Here is a 22,630-nt window from a genome sequence, read left to right as displayed (position 1 = left end):
GTTTCTAATTAAAAAATAGAATTTTTAGAAAAAAATGTAATCAAGGGTGATGTAATTAATGTAAGTATAAGTTATAATTATATTATAATTAGTAATAATAAATAATGTTAAAGTGGGTGAGATATATGAACATATTGAGTTTGGGGGAAAAGATAAAAAAGCTCAGAAAAGAAAAAAATATGACATTAAAGGAATTGGCAGGGGACAGAATAACAGCTGCACAAATAAGTCATATAGAAAGGGATAAATCCCATACAAGTTATGAACTTTTAGAATACTTATCTGAACGACTAGATGTCAGTATAGATTATCTATTGGAGACAAAAGAAATGCAATCTAAAAAAATTACTGACAATTTGATTTTACAAAGCGAAATATATATAAAAAGAGATGCGTTAGATGAAGCTGAAAAAGAAATACACGAAATCATTGAAATATGTGAAGAGTATGGCCTTTCTGAGAATTATGGTAAATGTAATTATTTATTAGGAGATATCTATCTAAAAAGAAAAGATGGTGCAACAGCAAACTTTTACTTTGAGAAAGCATTATTCTATTTTATAAAAAATGATGATAAAAAGAGAATATTCCAATGCTATATGAATATAGCAAATATATACTTTGATGAAGAATTCTATCAAGTATCTTTAACAAATTATTATTTTGCTAAAGATATATTAGAAGAAATTAATATAGATGATCCAGATACATACAAAGAACTATACAGCAAAATATCTAAATGTTATATGAAACTAAATGATAGTGAAAAATCACTAGAATTTATTGAAAAGATAGGTAATATAGATAATGATTATTCGCCAGAACAAGAAATAGAACTATTAGTTTTAAAAGCTAAAAAACTATTAGCTGAAGGAGAATATGTAAAATCAAAAGATTATTTTGCTAAGGCTTTAAAAATAATAGAAAAAGAAGAAAATAAAGATAAGTTAGCTCAAATATACTTAACAGTCGGAAGTATTTATGCAGAGATGGGAGATAATGAAAAATTCTTAGAGTATTCAGAGAAAGTATATGACATAAAGAAAAATGATACAGATGAATACATGATGAATAGTTTATATAACATTATCCAATCGTATATAGATGCAGACGATTTTGAAATGGCTAAGAAATATTCTAAATTGGCACTAGCAGCAGCAATAAAAAATAAAAGTAAATATGATGAATATAAAGCTTTAAAATACTATTGTGATGTATATAAATACAAAGGAGAAACTGATATATCTATAGAATACCTTATAAAATGTATAGAAATAGTTTCTAAATTAGACGAAGAGAAAATCTTAGGAAACTTATATATAGAACTAGGTCAATTATACTCAGGAATATCAAAAGAAAAAGAATTAGAATGTTACCAAAAGGGTATAACTATATTTAAAGATTTAGAAATAATATAATAATAAACAAAAAAGCTAGACTCATTGAGTCTAGTTTTTGTAATTTATATAAGATACGAATATAATTCAGAATATTGAGTGAAAAATAAAAAAATATATGATAATATGATTATGAAAAATTAATTAAGAAAGGAGTATGCTAAAATAAAGGAATTTTAGCAACTAAAGCACTATGAATGAAATGTATATAATATCATTTAATTCTACACATCAAGCTATAAAATGTGATAAGCTTTTTGGTAAAAATGAAATGGATTATACAGTTTTACCTACACCAAGAGAAATCACTCAAAGTTGTGGTATGTCTATAGCATTTGCAATAGAAGATATAGATAATATAAAAGAAATTATTAATCAAAATCAAATTGAATACAAAGGAATATACAAAATATATAAGCAAGATGGAAAAAAACAAGTAGAAGAAATTAATTAAGAGGGGGAATATCATATGCCATTAAATCTTAATATAGGAGATACTGTTGAACTAAAAAAACAACATGCTTGCGGTTGTAAAGAATTTGAAATAATTAGAGTTGGAATGGATATTAAAATAAAATGTAAAAATTGTGGAAGGCTTATCATGCTAGATAGACCAACACTAGAAAAAAGAACGAAAAAAGTAATTCCAAAAAGTGAATAAAATATTAGTATAAATATACAAAAAATGATTAAAAATAGAATTGTAAGAAAAAGTGAGTAACTACAAAAAAATCTTGATATATTTATCTAATGGTGATAAAATAGACAAGTATGAGATTTAATTCTCATTTCTCTGCTCTAAGAAGTAGAGCCGTTAAGTCCAAAGGGAGGTGAAAAAGAATGAAAAATTATGAATTAGTTTATGTTGTAAAACCAAATTCTGATGATGAAACAAAAGAAAGTGTTTTAAACAAAATAAAAGACGTTATTTCTTCAAATGGTGAAGTAGAAAAAGTTGATACATGGGGAAATAAGAAATTAGCTTACCAAATAGCTAAATTCTCAGAAGGTTTCTATGTATTAGTTAACTTTAAGTCTGGTGTTGAAGTTCCAAAAGAATTAGACAGAAACTTAAAGATAAACGAAAACGTAATAAGACATATGATCGTGGTTGCATAATTAATGCTTAGTCCAATAGATTTATAAGGAGGTCGCATTATGAACCATGTAGTTTTAATTGGAAGATTAACAAAGGATCCAGAACTAAGATATATACCTGGTACTGGAACACCTGTTGCTACATTTACTCTTGCAATTGATAGAGAATACACTAAGAAAGACGGAACAAAAGAAACAGATTTCATACCTGTAGAAGTTATAGGTAAGTCAGCTGAGTTCTGCGCAAACTATATATCAAAAGGTAGATTAGTTGCAGTTCAAGGAAATCTTAGAGTAGATAGATATCAAACTCAATCAGGAGAAAACAGAACTTTCACTAAAGTAAGTTCAAGAAGCGTACAAGCTTTAGATAGCAATAGAGGAAAATCGGAAAATCCATATGTTGAAAGTCATCAAGGGTCACAAGCAGGTTTTGAACCAAGCTTTGAGCCAACTCAAGGATTAGATCCTAATGGTTTTCAAGCTATAGATGACGATGATATACCATTTTAAGGAAAAGGAGGAATAACACAGATGATAAACAAAAAAAGACGTAAAAAGAGAAGAGTTTGTCAATTCTGCGCATCAAAAGACGCTAGAATAGATTACAAAAACACTCAAAGATTACAAAAGTACATCACTGAGAGAGGTAAAATATTACCAAGAAGAATATCAGGTACTTGTGCAAAACATCAAAGAGAATTAACAGTGGCAATAAAAAGAGCTAGAAACTTAGCACTTTTACCATACACTTTAGACTAATAAAAGTAAGCCTTCCATTGAAATATCAAGGAAGGCTTTTTTAATAACTACTTCACAAAAATAAGATACAATATTGCTGTTAAGTAGTATAATTCGACTAGAAAAAACATCATTTAAAGAACCATTTTTTAAATGATATAATAATATATGTGTTATAATATGTTTATATATTTGATAGTTGCAAATTCACAAAAACTTTATATTTATACTCAAAATTAAATTTTGCGATTATTATAAAAATAAATTGCAAAGATAAGAATGTAATTACATATTGTTTATTGAATTATTATAAATACAATAATTAATTACTAAAAATACTTATATAATTTATTTTTAAGGTTAAATAATATAAAGGAGGGTAAAGTTGTGAGGATTGATAGGAATACTGATATTACAAAAAACATGAAATTAATAGAATGGATGAAAAACGAGCTATTAATGAGTGTTAGTGAATTATTTAATGTTTTATTCAAAGGTGTAAGATCAGCGGATGAGGGACTTCAAGATATATTAGCAAATATTATAATGATAACTTATCTTTTAGCAAAAAGACTAGGAATAAGTTTTAATGAAATAGACTATAAAATAAAAGAAAAAACTTCATTAGGGATAAAAGAAGATCACAGTATAGAAAAATGGTATGGAGATTTAACCAATTTAAAAAATCATATTGAAAACAGGGAGTGATTATAAATTGAATAAAAAAATAACATTACCTCAGACGATAGTAATAACATTATTTACTATAATAATGATATTAGTTGCGGTTAATATACCAGCATTGAGTATATTAACAATTAGTGTTTCTTCATTGTTTGTGGTAATTGCTGCATTATCAGACACTAAAGGTATTTTCATATCTTTTGCTATGGTAATTTTGGGGCTAATTTTCTTTATTGACCCGGTATATATTTTTGATATTTGTCTAAATTTTGTTATACCAGGGATAATAATAGGTATAATTACTAGAAACATATTAAACTATAAGGAAGATAATAAATATAACCCTATTTTTATGGGGACTATTGCATTTATACTTGGATTAATTGCAAATTATTTAGTATCAAAATACTTATTTAATATTAATATGTTAGAAGAATTCACTTCTGTTATGAAAGCACAATTATCAACACAAATTAGTGTAATACAAGAATCTGTATCAAATCTGGCTTCAATGCCAAACATTACAGAGGAGTCAATAATACAAACAGTGTTAAATATTATGCCATTAATACTATTTTCTAGGGCTATAATATTAGCTATACTTACATATTTCTTAGCTATATTCACCTTAAAGAAAATAAGAAAAAATAATATAAAAGAAACTCTAAAAGGAATTAAGTTTTCTCGATTTTATTTACCGGGAAATGCTGTATTAACTTCGTTTGTTTTATATATACTTATAATGTTAATTGAAATATTAAATATCCCATTATATACAGATTTAATATTAGTAAACTTAGAATTAATATTCTATATATTATTCCTTATACAAGGAGTATCTGTGGCTATATTCTTCACAAAAAAATGGCTTAAAGCAGGTCATGTAATAAAATTCATATTAGGAATAATAGCTGTAAGTATAGTAGGAATTATGGGAATTTCTATATTAGGAATGGTAGATAGTATATTCGATTTTAGAAAAGTAAAAAGTTGTGAATTAATATAGGAGGATAAATATGAGGAATAAGCCAAATTTTAAAATAAATATGCCAGAAATAAATGCTTATATATTGATAATAGGGATAATGAGTATACTGCTTCTTGCTTACAATTTATACTTAGGAGGCTTATTTTTCTTTGGATTCATATATATAGTCTTTCACAACTGGAGAATCGCTAATTTTAGAAAAAAGGAATGGAATAAATATATTCAGAATTTGTCGTTAGATATGGATGAAACAACAAAAAAAGCTATAATGAATTTACCAATTCCTCTTTGTATATTAGAATTCGACGGGAATATAAATTGGTATAACAATAAGTTTTATGAAATGACAGGTTCACCAGATTTATTAGGTGAAAATATAGATAATATAATACCAAACTTAGATTTAAGAAAAGTTTTAAATGAGAATAAAGAAATGTATACTGATGTTGAATATAAAGATAGACAGTATACTGTTGTTTATAATGTTATAAAAAATGAACAAAATGACAATGCAAAATATCTAATGATGTTATATTGGATGGATAAAACTGAATATTTACAACTAAAACAACAATATGAAGATGATAAAAATGTAATTATGTTAATTCAAGTTGATGAATATGATGAAGTTTTAAAAAGTGCTCCAGAAGAAAAGAGATCTTTAATAACAGTTGAATTGGAACGTATCTTTACATCTGTTTTTGAAAATGAACTTAAAGGGGCAATCAAAAAAACATCTAAAGATAAATATGTCTTTTTCACTAGAGAAAAAGAATTAAAAAAACTACAAGAAAATAAATTCGCTATATTGGATACTATAAGAAATATAAACTGTGAGAATACTCTTCCAGTTACTATAAGTATAGGAGTTGGTAGAGAAGGTGATTCTTTATATAAAGATTTGCAACGTGCAAACGGTGCATTAGATTTAGCGTTAGGTAGAGGTGGAGACCAAGCTGTTGTTAAAACTCAAGACAAATTCGAGTTTTATGGTGGAAAGTCAAAAGCAGTAGAAAAAACTACAAAAGTTAAATCTAGATTAATAGGATATGCACTTAAAGAAGTAATCTCACAAAGTAATAATATATACATTATGGGACATAAATATCCAGATTTAGATGCGATGGGTGCAGCTGTAGGTATATTTGACATATGTAAATCTTGTGGTAAATCAGCCAATATAGTATTAGACCAAGTTAACGATTCTATAGAAGAATTCGTTAAGAGAGTAAAGAAACAGGAATATTACAAAGGTCTATTTATAACATGTGAGGAGGCCATAAAAAACTGCAACAAAGATACAGTTGTAATTGTTGTGGATACTCATAGGCCAAGCTATACAGAATGCCAAGAATTATTAAATATTGCTAAAAAGGTAATAGTAATAGACCATCATAGAAGAGGTGTGGAATTTATAAAAGATACAGTTTTATTATTCCATGAAATATATGTATCATCTACATGTGAAATGGTAACAGAACTTATTCAGTATTTAGAAGAAGATGTTAAGATAAATAAATTAACAGCAGAAGGCTTGCTTGCAGGAATTAACTTAGATACAAAATTCTTTGCATTTAAGACAGGTGTAAGAACTTTTGAAGCTGCATCATACTTGAAAAAAATCGGTGCAGATACTGTTGAAACTAAGATGTTATTTAAATCAAATGTAGAAGATTTTATTGCTAGAGCTGATATTATAAAAAATACTAAAATAATAAATAAAAGAATTTGTATAGCTTATTCTGAATCAGAAATAAGCAATATAAATGTGGTCATAGCTAAGGCAGCTGATGAACTTTTAAATATTAAAAATGTTGAAGCTTCTTTTATCCTAGGACACAAAAATGACACAGTATTTATAAGTGCGAGGTCATTAGGACAAATCAACGTTCACGTACTCATGGAAAAGCTAGGAGGCGGCGGACATATAGATATAGCTGGTGCTCAACTTAAAAATGTAACACTAAATCAAGCTTATAAAAAGGTGCATCAGATAATAGAAGAATATTTAGAGGAGGAAAATCAATGAAAGTAATATTATTAAAAGACGTTAAAGGCACAGGAAAAAAAGGTGAGGTTAAAGAAGTAAGTGATGGTTATGCAAGAAACTTCTTACTACCTAAAAAAATGGCAAAATTAGCAGATAACCAAGCTGTTAAAGAATTAAAAGAACAAAATAAATCAGCAGAAATAAAAGCTCAAAAAGAGTATGAAGAAGCTGTTGAATTAGGCGATAAAATGAAAGAAATGAATATAGAAATATATTCAAAAGCAGGAGAAGGCGGAAGATTATTCGGTTCTATAACTGCAAAAGAAATAGCTGAACAACTTAAAAAACAAAAAGGTATAACAGTAGATAAAAGAAAAGTACTTTTAAATGAACCAATAAGAGTATTAGGTTCTAGATTCGTTGAAATAAAAATTCATCAAAAAGTTGTTACAAAAATAAGAGTAGACATTAAAGAAAAATAAACCTGAACTTGAGGTGATAAATAATGGAGGATAATACAAGAATTCCTCCACATAGTGTGGAAGCAGAACAGTCCGTATTAGGATCTATATTACTAGATAAAGATGCTATGATAAGTGTTTCAGAAACATTAATACCAGAAGATTTTTATAAAGAAGCACATAGAGTAATTTATGAATGTATGCTGAAACTTTATAACAATCAATCTGAAATTGACTTAATAACATTAGCAGATGAACTAAGAGATCAGGGGTATTTAGATGATATAGGAGGAATAGCATATATAACAAGCTTATCGACGATTGTTCCTACAACATCTAATATAAAATACTATATAAATATAGTAAAAGAAAAATCTATATCTAGACAATTAATATCAGCAGCAAATGATATTATAAATTTAGGTTATGATAGCTCTACAAAAGTTGAAGACGTTTTAGAAAATGCAGAGAAAAAGATTTTTGATATATCTCAAGAGAGAACAACTAATGATTTTCAGCCGATAAATCAAGTTTTAACAGAAACTCTTTCTATGCTAGAAAAATTATATGAAGAAAAAAGCGATGTTACAGGATTAACTACGGGATTTAGAGATTTAAATAAAAAAATAAATGGTCTTCAAAGATCGGATTTGTTACTAATAGCGGCACGTCCTGCTATGGGTAAAACAGCATTTGCACTTAACTTAGTACAAAATGCAGCCTTAAAAGGTGATGCATCAGTTGCAGTATTTAGTCTCGAGATGTCGAAGGAACAGCTTGTTCAACGTATGGTAGCAGCTCAATCTAGTGTAGAATTAAAGAAAATCAAGACCGGAACACTAGCTGCCAATGATTGGCCGAGAATAACAGATGGTATGGCAGTATTATCGGGAGCGAAAATTCATATAGATGATACACCAGGTATAAAAATATCTGAATTAAGATCAAAATGTAGAAAGTTGAAAATAGAAAAGGGATTAGATTTAGTATTGATAGACTACTTACAGCTTATGGAAGGTGAAGGCCATAACGAAAGTAGACAACAAGAAATTGCTAAGATATCTAGATCGTTGAAAATATTAGCTAAAGAATTGGATTGTCCAGTTGTTGCATTATCTCAGTTATCAAGAGCCCCAGAACAAAGGGCAGATCATAGACCGATGCTTTCAGACTTGAGAGAATCAGGTTCTATAGAACAGGATGCCGATATAGTAATGTTTTTATATAGGGACGAATATTATAATCCAGATACAGAAAGAAAAAATATCGGTGAAGTTATTGTGGCTAAAAACAGACATGGAGAAACTGGAACAGTTGAACTAGTTTGGTTTGGTGAAATACAAAAATTTGCCGATAAAATGAGAGAAGAATAAAACTAAAAAAATATATATATTTATAAAAATTGTAAATATTAAAATAAAGAAACTAAAAAATTATACACAATATCCACAGGCTTCTGTTGATAATTGTGTATAATTTTTGTTGATAAATTTTCTAATTATCAACAAATACAAATTAAATTATTTCTCTTTTAAATAAAGTTGCAATAAAATCGAATGTTTGATAAACTAATAGACGTAAGTGTTCGAAAATTAATAATAATTTATATAGAGGTGAACGTATGAAAACAGTAGCAATAGTAGGCTCTCAATGGGGAGACGAAGGAAAAGGTAAAGTAATAGATTTCTTAGCTACTCAAGCAGATGTAGTAATAAGAGCTCAAGGTGGAAATAACGCTGGGCATACTATAGTTGTAGATGGGAAAAAATTCGCATTAAGATTAATACCATCTGGGATATTAAATCCAAACACTATAAATGTTATAGGAAACGGTATAGTATTTGATCCAAAAGGATTCTTTGAAGAACTTGAAATGTTACAAGAAAACGGCATAGATACAAAGAATATAAAAGTAAGTGATAGAGCTCACATAATATTCCCATACCACAAAGAACTTGATGGTTTAGCAGAAGAAGCAAGAGGCGATAACAAAATAGGAACTACTAAAAGAGGTATAGGTCCTTGCTATATGGATAAAACTGAAAGATCTGGTATAAGAATATGCGACTTAATGGATAAAGAAGTATTTGCTAAAAAATTAAAAGGTCAAGTAGATGCAAAAAATAAAATAGTTAAAGGTGTATATGATAAAGAAGCAGATATGTTCAACTACGATGAAATATATGCTGAATTCATGGAATACGCAGAAAAATTAAGACCATTTGTTGCTGATACAACTGTAATAGTTTATGATGCAATAAAAGCTGGTAAAAAAGTTTTATTTGAAGGAGCACAAGGTACTTTACTAGACTTAGATTTAGGAACATACCCATTCGTTACTTCTTCTCACCCAACATCAGGTGGATTCGCAGTTGGTGCTGGTGTAGGTCCAAACATGATAAAAGACGTTGTTGGTATAGTTAAAGCTTATACTACAAGAGTTGGTGAAGGGCCATTCGTTACTGAACAATTAAACGAAATAGGTGACCAAATAAGAATAAAAGGTCATGAATTCGGTACAGTAACAGGTAGATCAAGAAGATGTGGATGGTTCGATGCTGTTGTTGTTAAATATGCAGCTAGAACAAACGGTTTAACTAGTATAGCATTCATGTTATTAGATGTATTAACTGGATTCGAAGAAATACAAGTATGTACAGCTTACAAATGTGGAGATGAAATATTAGAAAACTTCCCAGCTTCATTAGAACAATTAGCTAAATGTGAACCTGTTTATGAAACAATGCCAGGTTGGACAGAAGATATAACTAAAGTTGAAAAATACGAAGATCTTCCAGAAAACGCTAAAAAATATATAACAAGAATAGAAGAGTTAATAGGTGTTAACGTAGACTTAGTTTCAGTTGGACCAAACAGAGCTCAAACTATAATAAGAAAAAATGTATTCGATAAATAATATCTAAATTATTTAAGCATTAATATAAAATAAAAAGGATGTATCATTAGATTAGAATCTAAATGGTACATCCTTTTTTTAATCAAATTTACTTTCCCATCTTAAATCTTTTCCAACAAATTTAACTAATGTAAATTTATCAAAAATTCTAGATGAGATTCTTTCTGTATAAGTTTCAGCTAATTTTCCAAGGGAGAAATTAGTTGATATTATAGTTTTCTTTTTATTTAAAAGTCTAGTATTTAATATCATAAATAATTCACTGACTGTAAAAGTATTAGTAAGCTCAGTACCAAGGTCGTCGATTATTAATAAATCACATTCAAATAAATTATTGTAGTTTTCTTTTGATATAGAATTATTTATATTATGGAATTTGTATTCTTCTATAATTTCAAACATTTTAAATGATGTTTGATATATAACCGTAAATCCTTTGTCTAATAATGCTTTTGCAATGCAATTTGACATAAAGGTTTTTCCTAAACCTGTATCTCCATAGAATAATAGATTTTCTTCATTATCTTTAGTGAAATTCTGCACAAACATTTCACATATTGCTGATATTTCAAGTATATTTTGTTTTGATGATATATTTAGTTCTGGTATTATATCATCTGAAAATAGAGAAAGATCTAATGTATTAAAGTTTTGTGTTTTGAAGTTTCTTGATATATTGGACATTTTATAATATTCATTTATAAGAGCTTGTTTAAAACAATTGCATTTTTCTCCGTTTTTTAAAAATCCAGTATCTTCGCATATAGGACATTCATATTGAATTTCTAAATCATGTTCAGGGATATTATGCATTTTTAAGAAGTTTTGTTTTTCTTCTTTTAACGAGTTTATATCTTCTCTACACTTAGCCAATAAATTTTCTTTATCAGGAGAAGTAGATAAAACTAATCTCATCATTTTTAGTCCAACATTAGTTATTTCATCGTCGATTTTTTCTATTTCCGGAAACTTGTTATATATTCTCTTTTTTCTTTCTTCAAATTCATATTCTGCCTTATCTCTTTTCTTTTGATACGAAAAAAGAATTTCTCTTACTGCTGAGTCTTTCAATTAATTAATCACCTACTTTGCTTTTTTTGAATTTTGAACTTTGAGTAATTTTGCTTCTAACTCATCTTCAGAATATTTTCTGAAGTGCTCATTAAAACTATTGTGATATCTAGTAACTACCTTTGGAGCTCTATCTTTACTATAGTTAGTATTGTTGTTGTAATTATAAGTTTTAGTTTCTTTTTTCTTTTGATTTTCTTCTTTTTCTTTTTGTTTACTAGCTTTAAATTCAGCTTCTTCTTTTTCAACATCTTCTATAGTCGTTATATCTTTAGAGTACCAATTTTCCATTATACCATTTATATAAGATATAGACGGATTTGGAGTATTTATACTCTTAGAACATGCATATGATATTAATTCTTGACTAAAATTGTATTTATCAATCCAGATATCTATAATTTCTTTTTCTGAATCTGTTGGTTGTCTATTAGAGAAACCAAGTTGATTTAATATACTACGATAAATAGAATATCTATCTTTTCTAGCTGTAAAACTATTTTTAGCATCTTCAACAGAAATTATATTTGCATCATACCAATTTCTAAGTACGCTTTCAACATAAATTAAAGGTTTAGGGTTGCCGTTTTTTTGCTCCTTACTATATTCGTATGCATATACTACTAAGTCAGGAGTTAAATTATATTCATTAATAAGCTCTAATATTTTCATATTTTCACTTGGAACTAAAGGTCTTCCTATTATCTTGTTTATAGAATTAAACATTCTGACAATGCTAGGGTTATTTCTAGCTTCTAACAGTTTATCAGTATCTGATTTGACTGGGGCAACAGTTTTATTATTATCAATATTATTCATATAAAAATCTCTTAAATTTACAAATTCAATTGAAAAATCAAAGTCATCTTCAACATCATTTTTATGTATTTTTACTAGTTTTTGTTGTTCCCAATACTTCCAAGCATTGATTACATCTGATAAGGGAACCCCTAAATTTTTAGCCAATGAAATATTATTAAAATTTGGATTGGCCTTAGAATCACATGCTTGTCGATAGCCTAAAAGATAAACTTGTACGTATAATCCATTAGCCATAGGCATAAATATATCTATGAAGATATTAGAGATTATAGTATCTCCAGAATCTTTTTTATTAACTTCTTTAAAAAACATTTCATCACCTCAGATAAATTATAACATAAGACATTATAGTTTTATCTTTGAACTAAAAAAAAAAAATATGCATGTAAAATGGGAGGGGAAATAAAATGGTTATAAACTTTAATAAGAAAAGGAGAAAGATAGCCTTAGTTATACTTATTATACTCTGTGCTATAGGGGTATTTTTTCTTATTAATCATAAGACAGAGAATGATACTATGCAAATAGTAGATGACAAACAAATAAATAATTACATAATTGATGTTGTATTTAATGATAAAGATAAGATAATTGAGTGTAATCAAAATATTACATATGTAAATAATACTGGCAAAACTTTAGACAAGTTGTATATGCATATCTATCCAAATGCTTTTTCGGATAGCGAAACATGCCCTTTTGAAAAGGAAGAAATGGAACAAGCTTACCCAAATGGTTTTAATAGGGGATACATAGACATATTAAACATTTTAAATAGTAATAAAAAATTAAAATACAATATAACAGGAGATAAAAAAGATATTTTAGAAATCCAATTAGATAAAGAGTTAAAAAAGGGTGAGAAATGTTCTATCGATATGAAATATAATGTGAAATTACCTAATTGCTTAGGTCGTTTTGGATATGGTGATGATACGATAAATATAACTAACTGGTTTCCAATAGCATGTGTTTATGATGAAAAAGGATGGAATTTAGGAAGTTACTCAGCAATAGGAGACCCATTTTATAGTGATACAAGTAATTTTACAGTTAATATTTTAGTTCCAAACAAATATGAAATTGCTAGTACAGGTTCAATAATAGAAGAAAAGAAAGATAAAGATAAAAAACTTTGTAAGTTACAAGCTAAAAAAGTAAGAGATTTTGCAATGATATTAAGTGATAAATTTATAATAAATAAAAGTGTTTATGGAAAAACTTCTATTATTACATATAGTTTAGACAAAGATTTAGCAGTTGAGGCAAATAAAATTGCAAAAGAATCAATAAAAGTATTTAGCGAGTTGTTTACAGAATATCCATACGATACATATTCAGTAGTAGCGAGTGATTTCTTTATAGGAGGAATGGAATATCCGACTTTAGTAATGATAGACAAAAATTTATATGATGAAGATAGTAAGTTCTTGCTAGAGTATGTAATTGCGCATGAAACAGCACATCAATGGTGGTATAGCATAGTTGGAAATGATGAAGTAAGTGAACCATGGCTTGATGAAGCGCTTACGGAATATTCTACTATTTTATATTTTGAAAGCAGATATGGTAAAGACGTAAGTGATAAATTGATGAAGACTATGAAAGTTCAAAGTGAAAATTATAGAGGAGAAGATATGTTTAAAGCAATTAATGAATTTGGTAGCTCATCAGAATATAGTTTAAATGTATATACAAAAGGTGCAGTAGTTTTTAATGAAATAAGAAAAGAAGTTGGAGATAAGATTTTCTTTGAAACATTACAAGAATACTGTCAGAGTTATATGTTCCAAAATGTTAATGGAGAACAATTTATGAAATTATGGAAGGATAAAGGGGTGGATATAAATAAGATAGTTGATAAATGTAGTTAAGATATATATAATGTTTAAGATATAAATAATGAGGTAATCTTTAAATAGGGTGTGGAAAAACGTCTCACACTCTATTTTTTTGGTATAATATTATGTAGAAGTTAAGATAGAGAGGAGCGGTAAGGTGTTAAAATATTGTTCAATTGGAAGTGGAAGTAGTGGGAATTGCCATGTTGTAACTTATAAAGATACGGGAATTTTAGTAGATGCAGGACTAGCAGGAAAAACAATAACATCAGGAATACAACAAGCTGATTTTGATATAGAAAAAATACGTGGAATATTTATAACTCATGAACATTCTGACCATATAAAAGGTGCAGGAATTATGTCTAGAAAATTAGACATACCTATATATGCAAATTTAAAAACATGGTGTTCAATGAAAGATAAAATCGGAAATATAAAAGAAGAAAATATGGTGGTTTTTGATAATGATAAAACTTATGTTTTAGGAGATTTAAAGATAAGACCTTTTTCAATACCACATGACTCGGAAGATGCAGTGGGATATAATATCTATTCAGAAAAAGAAAAAATGTCTATAGCAACTGATATAGGATATATAACTGAAAATATAAGAAAAAATGTAAAAGGTTCAAAATTAGTAGTGTTAGAATCAAATTATGATCCTAATATGCTTATGATGGGAAGTTATTCATACGCACTTAAAAAGAGGGTAATGTCTGAAGGCGGTCATTTATCAAATGAAGAAGCTGCAAGTTTTTGTACAGAGCTAGTAGAGGGAGGAACGGAATCAATACTATTAGCGCATTTAAGCAAAGAAAATAATTTTCCTGAGTTAGCATATGCAACATCAAAAAATGTTTTAACTAAAAATAACATGATAATAGGAAAAGATTTAATATTAGATGTATTATCAAGAGATAAAGTTTCAAAGGTTTATGAACTATAGAAATATGAATAGACAAATTTAATTAAGGGGGAAATATATATGTTATATTTTGAAAATGATTATTCAGAAGGGGCACATGATAAAGTTTTAGAAGCATTAATAAAAACTAATTATGAGAAACTTTCTGGATATGGAAGTGATGAATATTGTGAAAAAGCAAAAGAAAAAATTAAAAAAGCTTGTGGATGCGAAAATGCAGAAGTTTATTTTTTAGTTGGTGGAACACAAACAAATCAAATAATTATAGATACAACATTAAAACCATATGAAGGAGTTGTATCAGCGGAAACTGGACATGTCAGCGTGCATGAAGCAGGAGCTATAGAATATACAGGACATAAAGTTTTAACAGTTCCACAACATAATGGAAAAATAGATGCAACAGAGTTAAAAGATTTTTTAGAAACATTTTTTAATGATGGAAACCATGAACATATGGTATTTCCGGGAATGGTTTATATATCACATCCAACAGAATATGGAACATTATATACAAAAGATGAATTAGAAAAAATATCTACGATTTGTAGAGAATTTGAATTACCATTATTTTTAGATGGTGCTAGATTAGGCTATGGAGTAATGGCAAAGGAAACTGATGTAGATATCAAAACCATAGCAAAATACTGTGATATTTTTTATATAGGTGGAACAAAAATTGGAGCATTATGTGGAGAAGCAGTAGTATTTACTAAAAATAATATGCCGAAACACTTTACAACAATGGTAAAACAACATGGTGCTTTACTTGCAAAAGGAAGATTATTAGGTGTTCAATTTGATGCATTATTTACAGATAATCTTTATTTTGATATAGCAAAAAATGCAATATATATGGCAGAACTATTAAAAAAAGGACTAGCTGATAAAGGATATAAGTTTTACTTAGATTCACCTACAAACCAGCAATTTATCATATTAGAAAATAGTAAAATGAATGAACTATCAAAATACGTTAGATTTAGTTTTTGGGAAAAATACAATGATTCACATACAGTAGTCAGATTTGCAACAAGCTGGGCTACAAAAAGAGAAGATGTTGAATCATTAATTGCATTATTATAAATAAAATATTAAAAAAATCGTCCGCCACTATATTTGGCGGATTTTTTAATGCTAAATTTATACATTATAGGTTTAAAATTATAAAAATAGTTAGTAAAATAAATATTTATCCACTGTTTTCTAATTATCAACTGTGGATATGTGGATAAGTATGTGAATTTTTGTTTATTTCTAACTATTGCAATAAATCTTGTATTTTAAAATATATACAAAAGCAAATTGGTATAATATAATCAAATAGGATTATTTAAATGTAGAATAAAGCATTTTAACATTTAATAAAAAAGGAACGATAATATATAAAGGAGGAAATGCTACTTATATAAAGTAGTATAGATTATATGAGAATAAATATAGTATGCGTCGGAAAAATTAAAGAAAAATATTTGAAATTAGGTATAGATGAATTCAAAAAAAGATTATCTAAATATTGCAAATTAGAAATAATAGAGCTAGAGGATGAAAAAGCTCCAGAAAATCTAAGTGATAAAGAAATGTTAATTATAAAAGAAAAAGAAGGGAAGAAAATTCTATCTAAGATAAAAGATAATAGCTATGTTATAGCTCTTGCAATAGATGGAAAAAATTTATCATCAGAAGAACTTGCACAGACTATAAATAAATTAGGTGTAAGGGGTGTAAGTAACATAACTTTCGTAATTGGTGGTTCGTTAGGTCTTTCAGATGAAGTTTTATCAAGAGCAGATTATAAGTTATCTTTCTCAAAAATGACATTCCCACATCAATTAATGAGATTAATTTTATTAGAGCAAGTCTATAGAGCTTATAGAATAAATAATGGAGAACCGTATCATAAGTAACGGAGCGTGTTTATATAAAAATGACCGTCATCAAGTAAATTTTTATTTACTTGGTGACGGTCTTCTATATATAAAAATTATTATTTTTTAAATATTCCAAATGGTTTACCAACTGGTAAGAATACTCTTCCGAAGTGAGTATTTAATACTGCAGCACCACATCCATAGAATGAAACTATAGCTATAGCTAATTCAGAGTAAGCAGCTAACATATGAGTTGCATGCTCCATTATTCCGAATGAAGTTAATGTTAATCCTATGAATAAGAAGTCTATAAGAACAAATATAGTGAATAATACTTTATGAGTTTCCATAGCTCCTATAGTCATGAATATAGTGAATATTAGGTATCCTAAGTAAGCGAATCCTAATTGTTTTGTATCACAAGCAGCAGCTAATTTTTCTCCGAACACACCGTTTTGCATTAACCAAGTGAATCCTACTGCATACCAGAAGAATGCATAAGCACCGAATGCAGTTGCACCGAATGTATTGTTGTGTTTGAAATCATTTATTGATGCCATTAATTGAGCACTTGCTCCTAAGAATATAGCCCATGGGAAAACTAGAGATACACCATTAGTTAATCCAAGTTTTTGAGATGAAGCTACTAATGTTATTATTGCTAATCCGAAAAGTCCTAATGCTGAAGGATCAGCAGTTACAACTTTAACTTTTGTTTCGTTATTCATCGTGAAACCTCCTATAAAAATATATTAATTAATGTACTTTGTATACACATACCTATATATAATACCAAAAAAATTGATTTAGGTATACAAAAAATATAAAATAGTTAATAATTGGAGCATATATTTTTTTAATAAATATATAAAAATACCCCTTATGATTTTTAAATTAATAAATCATAAGGGGATAGTATTTAAAGTGATTTAATTATTTCTTCTAATTTCTCAGATAGAGTTCTTGCACGCTCAAAATCAGTATCTTTTAATGCATAAGCAATTTGCATTTCAAGAGATTTTTTCTTTTCTTCAATTTGTAGATAGTCTTTGTCAAAGTGATTAGCATAAATCATTTTTCTAAATTTACGCATGCTTACTTTTCTTACTGTTTTATCTTCAATAAGAAGAACATAATCTGCACAGTTAACTATGAAATGGTAATCATGAGAAACCATTAATATAGCACCTTTATAATTTTGGATAGCTTTTTCTAAAGCCATTTGCGAATAAATATCTAAGTGGCTTGTAGGTTCATCCATTAGTAACATATTTGCTTTACTAGCAGAAACTTTAGCTAGTTGAAGGATATTTTTTTCTCCACCAGATAAAGAATCTATTTTTTGTGTAAGAATATCTGAATCAAATCCATATCTTCCAAGATATCTTCTTATTTCACCATAAGTTTCAAAACCAACATCATAGAATTCTTGAAGTATTGTGTTAGATTCGTTTACTACTTCACTTTGCATTTGAGATAAATATGCTAATTTAATATTTTCATCTATTTTAATAGATTCATTATTATTTTTGAATATTTGTCTTAATAAAGTAGTTTTTCCAACGCCGTTTGTACCAACTATAGCTACTTTATCAGTAGATTTTATTTCAAAGTTAACATTTTCTAAAAGTGTTTCATCAAATGAAATACCAAAATCAGATGTTTTTAAGGCTATAGTTTCTTCAATTTCATTATTAGTTTCTAAGTTAATGTAAGGTTGTTTTATATCTACAAATGGATGTTTGATTCTATTTGCTTCTAATCTTTCTTGAATTTTAACTCTAGCTTTTAATGCTCTACCTCTAGAAGCATCTGCATTATAAGTTGCTTTTTCTCTTAATACTTCGATTAATGCTTCATTTCTAGCGATTTCTTCTTCATCAGCCATTGCCATCTCTTGTAATTCAATTTTAGTTTGAAGAAGAGAGAAGTTATAGTCAATATATCTTCCATCAAATTCTTGAAGTTCAGTATTTTCAAGATGAATAATTTTATTGAAGCAATGGTTTAATAAATATCTATTATGTGTAATTACTAAGATAGTTTTTTTATGAGAATTAATTAAGTTTTTTAATGCATTAAGATTTTCAAAGTCTAAGAATACATCAGGTTCATCCATAATTATTAAATCTGGGTTATTAAGCATTTCTTTTATTACTTGGATAAGTTTAAATTCTCCACCACTAAGTTCAGAAATCATTCTATCTCTGTGATTACCGAAGTCAGCTATATTTAATTTCTTGTTGATATTATTTTCATAATTATCACCATCGATTGCATCAAATGCATCTAAAGCTTCTTGATATTTTTCTAATACAGTTTCTATATCGTCAGTAGTTCCCATCTCAGCACAAAGAGTGGCTATTTCATTTTCAAGTTTTATAAATTCTTCTGCAATATACTCAAAAACAGTTATATCATTTGCTTTGTCTCTTTGAGTGAATTGGCTTACGTATCCGATTTTTAAGTTTGGCTCCATTTCTAACTTACCATCAAATAAGTATTTTTCTGGATCCATGATTATATCTATAAGTGTACTTTTTCCACTACCACTTGCACCTATAAAAGCACAATGTTGACCTTCTTCTAATGTAAATGAAACATTATTATATAAGTCCCTTTGTGGGAATGAGTACGATAATTTTTCAAATTTTATCATATAATTACCTCTCTTTACTATTTAAAAAAATCGCCATATTTTAACGGTCTTTTGGCGAATTTACTTTTGATAGAATAACATTTTTTATAACTAATTTCAATTATTTAAAATTGGATTTTTAGTAGAGTGAGTAGTTTATATTTATTGACATATATAATGATATTGTAAATTAATATTGTAAATATTAGAATTAATGATAAGATACAAAATATATAGATCGTACAAAGACAAATTAAGGAGGAAATTAAGTTGAAATATAATGTTGATGTAGAAGCGACCAATTCGTATTTAGATACATATAATGAACATTGTCAGTGTATGTATTGCAAAAATTATTTAAAAACTTTTGAAAAAGAATATCCAAAAGCAACAAAGGTATTAGCTGAGCTAGGTATTAATGTAGATTATCCATTAGAAATAATAGATTTTTGTTGGAATGAAAAAGGAGATAAGCGTATTTACGAAAGTTACTATTTAGTTAAAGGCGAATTATTTGAAGATAAGACTGTATTATATGATGAAGATGCAGTTATAACATTATATAGACATGATACTGATGCACATATTTATGTTAATACAGGTATGTCAAAACCATACTTTATTGCACAAGTAACAAATATTGAATTACCATGGGTATTAGAAGAACAACCATTTGATTAAAAAATTATTGATATGTTTTAAGATCATAAATAAGGGCTTAAAAAGCCCTTTTCTATTATAATTATTAATTTTAATTATTGTATAAATTTGATTCTATACAATAGTAACATTTTTTATTTTGAACTTAAACTATCTCGATACTGTTTTGGAGACATACCTGTTTCCTTTTTAAATAATGTATAAAAATAAGATGTATTATTAAGTCCAATCAAATCTCCTATTTCGGCTATGGACAAGTCCGTAGTTTTTAATAATTCAAGAGAAGTATCAATTCGTTTTTTATTAATAAATGTAATAATATTAAACCCAGTTTCTTTTTTAAATAATCTTGTAAGGTGATCAGGAGATAAACCTATTTCATTGGCAACTTTCTTAACAGAGAGGTTTGATGATAGGTTCAAATTTATAAAAGTAAAAGTAGCTTTTACAGTAGGAGAAAATTGGGATAGTGAATGTTTTTTTGTCAATAAACAATAAGAACGGACCATTTCTTGAGGGAAATTATTTAATGTTTCAAAAGATGGTGCATGTTCTATTTTTTTTGCCCATTTTCTTGATAACTCATCTAAATATATAGGAGGAACACCGCCCATATGTGAGGCTTTACGGAATAAAGTATTACCACTTAATAATAAATTTTTTGTATCTCTTATTGAATCAGATGCGTTATTAATATCACTTAGGCTTGAACTATATTTTTCAAGATGGGCTTGTGCACGATTTAAATCCCCTTTTGTAATATAAGATAAAAGTTTCCCTTCTGATATGTATCTTTCCTCAAGTATTTTATACATAGAAGTTCGATTCATCTCTTCTGTAAAAATATCATAGCTTGAATCTTGTTTAGACAAAATACTTAAGTCTAAATTATTTATTTTGGGTGGAATAGAACTTTTAGTAATATATTCATTAATAGTATATAAAATTTCAAATATCTCAGCAGAATCTATAGAAGGAACTGACTGATAATATAGTTTTAGTTTTGCAGCATAATCTAAGCTGAGTTGTAAATTGCTTATAATTTCATAAACTAAATTACCTGTAATAGGATTTTCTAAAAATGGACCAATCATAAGATGTTCATCACGATTTTCTGAGATGCATAGTGTGTAATACTGAGTATTAAATGGTGTAGTTATATTTGTAATTACCGAACTTCCGCATTGATTAAGGTAAATTTTTAAACATTTTGTAAGATGATAATTTATCATTGATGAAAAATCAGAATATCCTTCTGTACGAAGTGATTCTAATGTTGATTTTTTTAATTTACGTACTTTCACAGGAATACATTTTGATAATAATTTTATTGTAAAATCTAAAATATCTGTTTGCATAAAACAATCTCCTTTATAGTTATATAATATATAATAAAAAATTTTGAAAAAACGTATATGTGAATATTATAATCGTATTCGAGCATTATGAAAACATTTTTTTGTGATACAATTAACATATCGTTATAAAAAATAACAAATTCAAAACATGTGTTAAATATATTGCAGTAAGTACTTGCAATATAAAAATATGTATTATAACTTCAATGAAATTAGAATATGTATTTTGTTTTGAGATAAAAATAAGGGGGAAATATATATGAGACAAATATATAATTTTAATACTAAATGGGGATTTTCTAAAGAAGCTGTAGAAGCACCAACTACAATGCCTGAAAGATGGAATTGGGTTAACCTACCTCATACTTGGAACAATATAGATGGACAAGATGGTGGAAATGACCTTTATAGAGGAACTGCTTTCTATGCGAAAGAACTTGAAAAAATGGATTTACCAAAGGCTGATAGATATTTCTTAGAAATACAAGGAGCAAATTCTTCAGCAATATTATATGTAAATGGTAAAAAATTAGCTAACCATGATGGAGGTTATTCAACTTGGAGAGTTGATATAACAGATGTATTAGAAGATAAAAATTTATTTGTGTTCGAATTAGATAACTCTGCAAATGATAGAGTATATCCACAAAATGCAGACTTTACATTCTACGGTGGACTTTATCGTAATGTAAATATAATAGCAGTAAATGAATCACACTTTGATTTAGAATACTATGGGGCACCTGGTATAAAAGTAACTCCAGAAGTAGTAGGCGAAAATGCTAAAGTTGAAGTTGAAGTATTCGTTAAAAATGTAAAAGAAAATCAAAAATTAATATATACATTAAAAGATGCAGAAGGAAATGTTGTTGTAGAGCAAGAAACACTTGCTTCACAAACTGTAGCATCTTTAGAAATAGAAAACGTACATTTATGGCATGGTAGAAAAGATCCATATCTTTATACTGCAGAAGTTTATTTAAAATCAGAAGATGAAGTTTTAGACAATGTAAGCACAAGATTTGGGTGCCGTACTTTTGAAATACATCCAGAAAACGGATTTATATTAAATGGAGAAGAATATCCACTAAGAGGTGTATCTCGTCACCAAGATAGATGGGGAGTAGGTAATGCATTACTTAAAGAACATCACGACGAAGATATG

The 22,630-nt window shown here is 27.7% G+C and carries 23 protein-coding genes; 18 read left to right on the top strand and 5 right to left on the bottom strand.

Annotation, left to right across the window (positions count from 1 at the left end; translation table 11 throughout):
* The first annotated feature begins 125 nt into the window (after nt 1–125).
* The 12 genes from I4U58_RS04865 to I4U58_RS04810 all read left to right on the top strand — a co-directional run bounded on the left by I4U58_RS04865 (nt 126) and on the right by I4U58_RS04810 (nt 10,276).
* Entirely contained in the window at nt 126–1,418 is a 1,293-nt protein-coding gene (locus I4U58_RS04865; protein WP_195929916.1) for a helix-turn-helix transcriptional regulator, read from the top strand.
* Between the two features lie 172 nt (nt 1,419–1,590).
* Nucleotides 1,591–1,851 (top strand): DUF3343 domain-containing protein, encoded by a 261-nt coding sequence (locus tag I4U58_RS04860; protein ID WP_195929915.1) that lies wholly within the window; start codon nt 1,591–1,593, stop codon nt 1,849–1,851.
* 15 nt (nt 1,852–1,866) lie between these two features.
* Complete coding sequence (locus I4U58_RS04855; protein WP_195929914.1) at nt 1,867–2,058, top strand: DUF951 domain-containing protein; 192 nt, start codon at nt 1,867–1,869, stop codon at nt 2,056–2,058.
* Between the two features lie 179 nt (nt 2,059–2,237).
* A complete protein-coding gene (rpsF, locus tag I4U58_RS04850; protein WP_195929913.1) occupies nt 2,238–2,516 on the top strand; it encodes a 30S ribosomal protein S6 in 279 nt (92 codons plus the stop codon).
* A gap of 39 nt (nt 2,517–2,555) precedes the next feature.
* Complete coding sequence (gene ssb / locus I4U58_RS04845; RefSeq protein WP_195929912.1) at nt 2,556–3,008, top strand: single-stranded DNA-binding protein; 453 nt, start codon at nt 2,556–2,558, stop codon at nt 3,006–3,008.
* A 21-nt stretch (nt 3,009–3,029) separates the two neighbouring features.
* Nucleotides 3,030–3,257, top strand: coding sequence for a 30S ribosomal protein S18 (gene rpsR, locus I4U58_RS04840; protein ID WP_007285221.1), 228 nt, complete (start codon nt 3,030–3,032; stop codon nt 3,255–3,257).
* A 366-nt stretch (nt 3,258–3,623) separates the two neighbouring features.
* The gene (locus I4U58_RS04835) at nt 3,624–3,944 is read left to right on the top strand and encodes a MazG-like family protein (RefSeq protein WP_195929911.1); all 321 of its coding nucleotides are present in this window, start codon (nt 3,624–3,626) and stop codon (nt 3,942–3,944) included.
* A 7-nt stretch (nt 3,945–3,951) separates the two neighbouring features.
* The gene (locus I4U58_RS04830) at nt 3,952–4,926 is read left to right on the top strand and encodes a DUF2232 domain-containing protein (protein ID WP_195929910.1); all 975 of its coding nucleotides are present in this window, start codon (nt 3,952–3,954) and stop codon (nt 4,924–4,926) included.
* A 10-nt stretch (nt 4,927–4,936) separates the two neighbouring features.
* Nucleotides 4,937–6,937, top strand: coding sequence for a DHH family phosphoesterase (locus tag I4U58_RS04825; protein ID WP_195929909.1), 2,001 nt, complete (start codon nt 4,937–4,939; stop codon nt 6,935–6,937).
* On the top strand, nt 6,934–7,380 hold the full coding sequence (rplI, locus tag I4U58_RS04820) for a 50S ribosomal protein L9 (RefSeq protein ID WP_195929908.1): 447 nt from the start codon (nt 6,934–6,936) through the stop codon (nt 7,378–7,380). Before I4U58_RS04825 ends, rplI begins: the two co-directional genes overlap by 4 nt.
* A gap of 23 nt (nt 7,381–7,403) precedes the next feature.
* The gene (gene dnaB / locus I4U58_RS04815) at nt 7,404–8,732 is read left to right on the top strand and encodes a replicative DNA helicase (RefSeq protein ID WP_195929907.1); all 1,329 of its coding nucleotides are present in this window, start codon (nt 7,404–7,406) and stop codon (nt 8,730–8,732) included.
* A 248-nt stretch (nt 8,733–8,980) separates the two neighbouring features.
* A complete protein-coding gene (locus I4U58_RS04810; RefSeq protein ID WP_195929906.1) occupies nt 8,981–10,276 on the top strand; it encodes an adenylosuccinate synthase in 1,296 nt (431 codons plus the stop codon).
* Nucleotides 10,277–10,354: 78 nt separating this feature from the next.
* Here the strand turns inward: I4U58_RS04810 and I4U58_RS04805 are convergent, their stop codons facing one another.
* Nucleotides 10,355–11,347 (bottom strand): ATP-binding protein, encoded by a 993-nt coding sequence (locus I4U58_RS04805; protein WP_195929905.1) that lies wholly within the window; start codon nt 11,345–11,347, stop codon nt 10,355–10,357.
* A gap of 12 nt (nt 11,348–11,359) precedes the next feature.
* Nucleotides 11,360–12,481, bottom strand: coding sequence for a DnaD domain protein (locus I4U58_RS04800; protein ID WP_195929904.1), 1,122 nt, complete (start codon nt 12,479–12,481; stop codon nt 11,360–11,362).
* 206 nt (nt 12,482–12,687) lie between these two features.
* Here I4U58_RS04800 and I4U58_RS04795 point away from each other — a divergent pair, with 206 nt between their 5' ends.
* The 4 genes from I4U58_RS04795 to rlmH all read left to right on the top strand — a co-directional run bounded on the left by I4U58_RS04795 (nt 12,688) and on the right by rlmH (nt 16,845).
* Nucleotides 12,688–14,043: a M1 family metallopeptidase gene (locus tag I4U58_RS04795; protein WP_243269560.1), complete on the top strand. Its 1,356-nt coding sequence runs from the start codon at nt 12,688–12,690 to the stop codon at nt 14,041–14,043.
* Nucleotides 14,044–14,167: 124 nt separating this feature from the next.
* Nucleotides 14,168–14,959: an MBL fold metallo-hydrolase gene (locus tag I4U58_RS04790; protein ID WP_195929902.1), complete on the top strand. Its 792-nt coding sequence runs from the start codon at nt 14,168–14,170 to the stop codon at nt 14,957–14,959.
* Nucleotides 14,960–14,998: 39 nt separating this feature from the next.
* Entirely contained in the window at nt 14,999–16,024 is a 1,026-nt protein-coding gene (locus tag I4U58_RS04785) for a low specificity L-threonine aldolase (RefSeq protein WP_195929901.1), read from the top strand.
* A gap of 341 nt (nt 16,025–16,365) precedes the next feature.
* Nucleotides 16,366–16,845 carry a 23S rRNA (pseudouridine(1915)-N(3))-methyltransferase RlmH gene (gene rlmH, locus I4U58_RS04780; RefSeq protein ID WP_195929900.1) on the top strand — a complete coding sequence of 160 codons (480 nt, stop codon included), beginning with the start codon at nt 16,366–16,368 and terminating at the stop codon, nt 16,843–16,845.
* Nucleotides 16,846–16,925: 80 nt separating this feature from the next.
* Here rlmH and I4U58_RS04775 read toward each other — a convergent pair whose 3' ends face one another.
* Both I4U58_RS04775 and I4U58_RS04770 read right to left on the bottom strand, forming a co-directional pair.
* Nucleotides 16,926–17,537: an acetate uptake transporter gene (locus tag I4U58_RS04775; RefSeq protein ID WP_195929899.1), complete on the bottom strand. Its 612-nt coding sequence runs from the start codon at nt 17,535–17,537 to the stop codon at nt 16,926–16,928.
* Between the two features lie 191 nt (nt 17,538–17,728).
* On the bottom strand, nt 17,729–19,468 hold the full coding sequence (locus I4U58_RS04770; protein ID WP_195929898.1) for an ABC-F family ATP-binding cassette domain-containing protein: 1,740 nt from the start codon (nt 19,466–19,468) through the stop codon (nt 17,729–17,731).
* A gap of 249 nt (nt 19,469–19,717) precedes the next feature.
* Between I4U58_RS04770 and I4U58_RS04765 the strand changes: the two genes are divergently transcribed.
* Nucleotides 19,718–20,128: a hypothetical protein gene (locus I4U58_RS04765; protein ID WP_195929897.1), complete on the top strand. Its 411-nt coding sequence runs from the start codon at nt 19,718–19,720 to the stop codon at nt 20,126–20,128.
* Between the two features lie 113 nt (nt 20,129–20,241).
* Here the strand turns inward: I4U58_RS04765 and I4U58_RS04760 are convergent, their stop codons facing one another.
* Nucleotides 20,242–21,465 (bottom strand): AraC family transcriptional regulator, encoded by a 1,224-nt coding sequence (locus I4U58_RS04760; protein ID WP_195929896.1) that lies wholly within the window; start codon nt 21,463–21,465, stop codon nt 20,242–20,244.
* Nucleotides 21,466–21,724: 259 nt separating this feature from the next.
* Between I4U58_RS04760 and I4U58_RS04755 the strand changes: the two genes are divergently transcribed.
* Nucleotides 21,725–22,630: sugar-binding domain-containing protein (locus I4U58_RS04755; RefSeq protein ID WP_330644019.1), on the top strand; the 906-nt coding region annotated here is incomplete at its 3' end.

Origin of the sequence: Clostridium sp. 1001270J_160509_D11 (genome assembly GCF_015667935.1) — a bacterium.
In the GTDB taxonomy this organism is placed as follows: Bacteria; Bacillota; Clostridia; order Peptostreptococcales; family Peptostreptococcaceae; genus Intestinibacter.
Note: the sequence above shows the minus strand (reverse complement) of the source record. Positions and strands in the feature narration are given on the sequence as shown.

What these genes read in the sequence shown, in the direction of transcription:
- I4U58_RS04810 (WP_195929906.1), top strand. Translation starts at nt 8,981, where the DNA reads ATGAAAACAGTAGCAATAGTAGGCTCTCAATGGGGAGACGAAGGAAAA.
- ssb (WP_195929912.1), top strand. Translation starts at nt 2,556, where the DNA reads ATGAACCATGTAGTTTTAATTGGAAGATTAACAAAGGATCCAGAACTA.
- rpsF (WP_195929913.1), top strand. Translation starts at nt 2,238, where the DNA reads ATGAAAAATTATGAATTAGTTTATGTTGTAAAACCAAATTCTGATGAT.
- I4U58_RS04760 (WP_195929896.1), bottom strand. Translation starts at nt 21,465, where the DNA reads ATGCAAACAGATATTTTAGATTTTACAATAAAATTATTATCAAAATGT.
- I4U58_RS04775 (WP_195929899.1), bottom strand. Translation starts at nt 17,537, where the DNA reads ATGAATAACGAAACAAAAGTTAAAGTTGTAACTGCTGATCCTTCAGCA.
- I4U58_RS04865 (WP_195929916.1), top strand. Translation starts at nt 126, where the DNA reads ATGAACATATTGAGTTTGGGGGAAAAGATAAAAAAGCTCAGAAAAGAA.
- rpsR (WP_007285221.1), top strand. Translation starts at nt 3,030, where the DNA reads ATGATAAACAAAAAAAGACGTAAAAAGAGAAGAGTTTGTCAATTCTGC.
- rplI (WP_195929908.1), top strand. Translation starts at nt 6,934, where the DNA reads ATGAAAGTAATATTATTAAAAGACGTTAAAGGCACAGGAAAAAAAGGT.
- I4U58_RS04800 (WP_195929904.1), bottom strand. Translation starts at nt 12,481, where the DNA reads ATGTTTTTTAAAGAAGTTAATAAAAAAGATTCTGGAGATACTATAATC.
- I4U58_RS04855 (WP_195929914.1), top strand. Translation starts at nt 1,867, where the DNA reads ATGCCATTAAATCTTAATATAGGAGATACTGTTGAACTAAAAAAACAA.
- I4U58_RS04825 (WP_195929909.1), top strand. Translation starts at nt 4,937, where the DNA reads ATGAGGAATAAGCCAAATTTTAAAATAAATATGCCAGAAATAAATGCT.
- dnaB (WP_195929907.1), top strand. Translation starts at nt 7,404, where the DNA reads ATGGAGGATAATACAAGAATTCCTCCACATAGTGTGGAAGCAGAACAG.
- I4U58_RS04770 (WP_195929898.1), bottom strand. Translation starts at nt 19,468, where the DNA reads ATGATAAAATTTGAAAAATTATCGTACTCATTCCCACAAAGGGACTTA.
- I4U58_RS04860 (WP_195929915.1), top strand. Translation starts at nt 1,591, where the DNA reads ATGAATGAAATGTATATAATATCATTTAATTCTACACATCAAGCTATA.
- I4U58_RS04785 (WP_195929901.1), top strand. Translation starts at nt 14,999, where the DNA reads ATGTTATATTTTGAAAATGATTATTCAGAAGGGGCACATGATAAAGTT.
- rlmH (WP_195929900.1), top strand. Translation starts at nt 16,366, where the DNA reads ATGAGAATAAATATAGTATGCGTCGGAAAAATTAAAGAAAAATATTTG.
- I4U58_RS04795 (WP_243269560.1), top strand. Translation starts at nt 12,688, where the DNA reads ATGCAAATAGTAGATGACAAACAAATAAATAATTACATAATTGATGTT.